The organism is Winogradskyella epiphytica, from assembly GCF_003217215.1.
GTDB lineage: Bacteria > Bacteroidota > Bacteroidia > Flavobacteriales > Flavobacteriaceae > Winogradskyella > Winogradskyella epiphytica.
In genome coordinates, this window is sequence record NZ_QJTD01000029.1 from 1 (window position 1) to 4,121 (window position 4,121).

5 protein-coding genes are annotated in these 4,121 nt (G+C 30.1%); all 5 read left to right on the forward strand.

All coding sequences use genetic code 11. The annotated features are described in order from the left end of the window. The first annotated feature begins 122 nt into the window (after positions 1-122). Complete coding sequence (locus DFQ11_RS14800; RefSeq protein ID WP_110476652.1) at positions 123-767, forward strand: alpha/beta hydrolase; 645 nt, start codon at positions 123-125, stop codon at positions 765-767. A gap of 199 nt (positions 768-966) precedes the next feature. Next, positions 967-1,524, forward strand: coding sequence for a hypothetical protein (locus DFQ11_RS14805; RefSeq protein ID WP_110476653.1), 558 nt, complete (start codon positions 967-969; stop codon positions 1,522-1,524). A 186-nt stretch (positions 1,525-1,710) separates the two neighbouring features. Beyond that, the gene (locus DFQ11_RS14810) at positions 1,711-2,304 is read left to right on the forward strand and encodes a hypothetical protein (protein ID WP_110476654.1); all 594 of its coding nucleotides are present in this window, start codon (positions 1,711-1,713) and stop codon (positions 2,302-2,304) included. A 129-nt stretch (positions 2,305-2,433) separates the two neighbouring features. Next, positions 2,434-3,087 carry a hypothetical protein gene (locus DFQ11_RS14815; RefSeq protein ID WP_146221556.1) on the forward strand — a complete coding sequence of 218 codons (654 nt, stop codon included), beginning with the start codon at positions 2,434-2,436 and terminating at the stop codon, positions 3,085-3,087. A 152-nt stretch (positions 3,088-3,239) separates the two neighbouring features. Beyond that, positions 3,240-3,875: a hypothetical protein gene (locus DFQ11_RS14820; protein ID WP_110476656.1), complete on the forward strand. Its 636-nt coding sequence runs from the start codon at positions 3,240-3,242 to the stop codon at positions 3,873-3,875. Positions 3,876-4,121: the final 246 nt, after the last annotated feature.

The following is a 4,121-nucleotide window of genomic DNA, read 5'->3' on the forward strand; positions in this document are numbered from 1 at the left end:
GCCTACTTACGAAAATCCTCGCGGATTTTCTATTCGGTTTGTATTTGCTAAATTAGTTGCTTAAACCACGCAACTAATCTTATACAAAACCGTTGCCCACAATTTGAGAAAATCGTAAATCAATGAAAATAAGTCTATTAATTGGAATTCTTTTTTGCTCAACTTTATTTGCGTGCGGAAACAAAAATGATGACCGATTTGTTTTCTTCCTTCACAACCGATTTTTAGAAGAACACGAACTGAATGAATTGCATCCCGAATTTGGACGGACGGAATACAACGAAATTATTACTGAATTTAAAAAAGGAGGACTTAAAGTAATAAGCGAAAAACGGAGTGGAAACGTTAACGCAAGAGAATATGCAATCCGAATTGTTGCCCAAATTGACAGTTTAATGAAAAACGGAACAGAGCCGAAAAAAATAACTGTGGTTGGAACTTCAAAAGGTGGATATATTGCTCAATACGTTTCGACTTTAGCAAATAATCAAGATTTGAATTTTGTGTTTATTGCAAGTTTTAGGAATAGCGATATTCAAAATATACCTGAAATCAATTTTTGCGGAAATATTTTAACGATTTACGAAAAGTCCGACCCATTTGGAGTTTCTTCATTGGAACGAAAGAAAATATCGAACTGCGAAATAAAACACTTTAAAGAAATCGAACTGAATACAGGAATGGGACACGGATTTTTATTCAAACCTTTAAAGGAATGGATTGAACCGACAATAAAATGGGCGAACGGAAATTACAACGTGGAATAAAAACTGTGGGCAACAACGTATAAAATTAATTGCTTGCTTCTAGCCTACTTACGAAAGTCCTCGCGGACTTTCTATCTGTGATTTATTTGCTAAATTTAGTGCTTAAACTACGCAACTAATCTTATACAAAACCGTTGTGGTGCATTTACCAAAACGAACGCTGGAATCAAAACCGACTAAAACCAAACTGAAATTTTTAATGAATTTTTCACGACATTGTGATTTATGCGAAAACCAAATAACGAGTCTTGAGAAAGGATTGACTTGCAGTTTGACTAATAAAAAACCTGATTTTAACAATACTTGCTCAAAAATTACACTTGACAAAAAATTTCAAGAAAAATTAGAAATTGCTAATCTTGAATTAGAAATAATACGCAGAAACCAAAAGTCAACACATCTGACTTTCTACAGCACAATAATTATTGGTTTTCTATTAATACTTCTTGGATACTTTTTTTCTGATTGGAATATACATAGCTTATTTCTATGGTACGTAAAAATCGGAATGATTGTCGCTGGGTTTTCATTCCTTGGAATTGCTTACTCAAAACTAAATAAATATAGAAGAGAAAAGAAAAAAGCGGAACTTGAAAAAAATAAAATTGATAAAGTCCTTAATGAATATGGAATTTCATATCAAGAAAACTTTGATTTTAAAGAAAAAATTCACGGAACTCAAGAAGTAATTGTGAACGTTGAATTTAAAAATTGGAGAAAAGGAAAAACAACTAACACTTATAAATTTGACTATTAAAAATAAAAAAACGACACCACAACAATGTATAACCGCAATTACGGCGGATTCGACTACGTCCGATTCCACTCGGAATTGCTAACGTCAGTGCTAAACCGAAAAATTTGCGTACTTTAACCCGTAACTGACGGTTATACGAGACCGTTGTGCTCAATGTGAGCGACGAACTCGGAAAAACAAAAAGAAATGAAAAAATCGATTTTTAGAACTGAAAAAATACCATATACAGAAGAATCTATTCAAAATTATGATTTTAATTCTTCGACTAATTTGATTTTCAAGAATCATAAAACTCACGACAACGGAATTGCGCGTGGAAGAAAATATTCACTCGATACAGTAATTAAATTCTCGATATTCAAAGGCTATACTATTAAGCAAATTATAGAAACTGATTTTGATTATTTTTTGTGGTTTGGCAGAAAAGTGACAAACTTCACTTATGATGAAAAAGTTCTAAATTATGCCGAAGAATGTTTAACCAAATTAATAAATTTATCCAACTCAAGGATAGAAAAATTTCCGAAATTAAAGTATCTGAAAAACCAAGTCAGATTGATGTTAAAATATGAACATGAATTAGATTTTGGAACAAATCCTCATTCTAAAAACGGATATAAATTGATGATTAATGTCGAGGAATATGAAAAAATTCATAATAAACTAATAGAAAAATTAATTAAACAATATTTTACGAAATTAAGCTACAGTAATGAATTCAGAGCCAAGTATCTTAAGGAATTGAAAAAAAACACTGAGCACAACACCGTGTATAATTAATTGCTAGGTCACTGCCGACTTACGAAAATTCCACTGGAATTTTCTATCTGTGATTTGTTTGCTAACTTAGTTGCTTAACCACGCAACTAACCATACACAAAACAGTTGTGGTTAATTTAACAGAAGACATTGAAAATCAAGAAACTAATTTACATAACAGCAATCTTATTATCATTATTTAACTGCAAGAGCAGTAAAATAAATGACTATAATGAATTGAAGCCTGAAATAATAATAAATGATATTAATTCATTTGGTGGTTCTGATTTAGCAAATTATTTAGGCTATCTGGAAGATAATAACATCAACATTTCCGACTATAATGAAACTTTGAAATCCAAACTACAAAAAACTGAATTTCCTTATGATATTTATATTCTATCAGAAATATTACTTGACAAAAAAAAGAACAAAAGTTTTATAGAATCGGAACTGAATTCTAAAATATTAAAGTGGGATACTGGAAATTGGGGAAATAAATTCTGGAACCTCATAAAAACTGAAAAACTTAATGTTGAGCAGCCTATCTTCTTTGAATTTAAAAATGGAATAAAAAAATACAATTTTGAACAGTTTCTTAAAACAAAAATTCAAAATAACGAACTTGGACAAAACCCATTGTTGTTCTTAAATGATAAACTGACAAACTATGAAGATGGAAATTTGAACTCAATATTAAAAGAATACGAAATTATCCAAATTGATTTTATTCCTAAAAAAGAATCAGTTAGACTATTTGGGAAAAGAGGAATAGATGGAAAAATATCAGTAATAACGCAATAAAAACTAACCACAACACCGTGTATAATTAATGGCTGGTTCTTGCCTACTTACGAAAATCCTCGCGGATTTTCTATTCGGTTTTTATTTGCTAAATTAGGTGCTTAAACACGCCACTAATCATACACAAAACCGTTGGCAACAAGCTGAAAAAAATGAAACTCAAGTTACTTTTTGTATTTATTTGCATCATCGCTATTTCTTGTTCAGTCAAGAAAGAAGTTTCAAGATTATATGGAAAAGATTATACTCAAATTCTATTAAAAATGGACAAAACCTTTGAATATAGAACGTATTTAGGTGTTGGTGGCGAAATAAAAAGAATTGGAACTTGGAGTCAACACAAAGGAGATACTATTTTATTAAACACTTATAATCAGCCAAAAAACAAAATAACATCTTACAAAGGAATTATAAACCCTAATTTGAAAAACAAAGTGATAATTTCAATTAGAGACTTTGAAAATTATTTAGGAGGAACGTTAATTGAAATAAATGACGGAGAGATGAGCAAATTTGCGAATGATAATGGAATTGTTGAATTTGACACTAATCTTATTAAAAATATATCCTACTTCTACGTTGGAACTGGAGAGAAAATAACAATATCTAATCCAGAATTTAATGAAATTGATATTCTAATTCGTGATTTAGATTTTGAAATAGTGCCTAATTATTTTACAGATATGCCAATTGTAGTAACAAATCGAAAAGTAGTTTTTTATCCGAATGATATTGAAAAAAGGTTTGAAAGGAAAAGAGCGAATATTAAAAATAAACAATGGAAATAAAAGCCAGTTGCCAACAACGTGTAAAATTAATTGCTAGTTCTAGCCTACTTACGAATATTCCTGCGGAATATTCTATTCGGTTTTTATTTGCTAAATTAGATACTTAAACACGCAACTAATCTTACACAAACACGTTGTGCATAATTTAACCAATGAATTTTCCTGAAATAGGTTGACTAAAAATTAAACCTTTAATTATAGTCACTTATGAAAACACAAAATGAACACTGGCGAAAAAAAAGTTAC

Excerpts from the sequence above, each read along its gene's own strand:
- DFQ11_RS14810 (WP_110476654.1), top strand. The coding sequence starts at position 1,711 with ATGAAAAAATCGATTTTTAGAACTGAAAAAATACCATATACAGAAGAA.
- DFQ11_RS14805 (WP_110476653.1), top strand. The coding sequence starts at position 967 with ATGAATTTTTCACGACATTGTGATTTATGCGAAAACCAAATAACGAGT.
- DFQ11_RS14800 (WP_110476652.1), top strand. The coding sequence starts at position 123 with ATGAAAATAAGTCTATTAATTGGAATTCTTTTTTGCTCAACTTTATTT.
- DFQ11_RS14820 (WP_110476656.1), top strand. The coding sequence starts at position 3,240 with ATGAAACTCAAGTTACTTTTTGTATTTATTTGCATCATCGCTATTTCT.